This window comes from Microbispora sitophila (assembly GCF_014892245.1).
In the GTDB taxonomy this organism is placed as follows: Bacteria; Actinomycetota; Actinomycetes; order Streptosporangiales; family Streptosporangiaceae; genus Microbispora; species Microbispora siamensis.
The window spans coordinates 6,377-7,051 of sequence record NZ_JADBGC010000060.1 but is presented as its reverse complement, the minus strand read 5'-3'; the positions used below and the strand labels follow the sequence as shown (position 1 = coordinate 7,051).

At 70.1% G+C, this 675-nt stretch carries 1 protein-coding gene; it reads right to left on the bottom strand.

Annotation, left to right across the window (positions count from 1 at the left end):
• Positions 1-675: acyltransferase domain-containing protein (locus IL992_RS45235; protein ID WP_193209455.1), on the bottom strand; the 675-nt coding region annotated here is incomplete at both ends.

The following is a 675-nucleotide window of genomic DNA, read 5'->3' as shown; positions in this document are numbered from 1 at the left end:
TGGGGTTCGGGGCGGTCGCGGCGGAGCACGGGGACGGCGACCAGGTCCTCCTGTCCGTCGAGGGTCTCGCGGATCAGCCCGCTCAGGACGCCGTCGGGCCCGATCTCGATGAAGGTGGTGATGCCCTTCTCGTGCAGGGTGGTGGTGGCGTCGGCGAAGCGGACGGGGTTGCGCAGGTGGCGGGTCCAGTAGGCGGCGTCGATTCCTGAGCTGACGGGCTGCCCGGTGAGGTCGGAGATGTAGTCGATGGTGGGGGATGCGTAGGTCAGGTCGCTGATCGCCTGCTGGAACTCCTCGAGGATGGGGTTCATGTGGGGGGAGTGGAAGGCGTGGCTGACGGTCAGGGGGCGGACCTTGTAGCCGTTGTCCCGGAAGTGTTTGGTGAGTTGGGTGACGGCGTGGGTGTCGCCGGAGATGACGGTGGAGGTGGGGGTGTTGAGGGCGGCGATGGTGACCCTGCCCTGGTAGCGGGCCAGCTTTGGCGTGATCTCCGCCTGTCCTGCGTTGATGGCGGTCATGGCGCCGCCTGGGGGGAGGGTGTGCATGAGGCGGGCGCGGGTGGTGACGAGGGCGGCGGCGTCGGGGAGGGTGAGGATGCCGGCGGTGCGGGCGGCGGCGATGGCGCCGATGGAGTGCCCGGCCACCGCTGCCGGTGTGATGCCCCAGGTGGCCAGC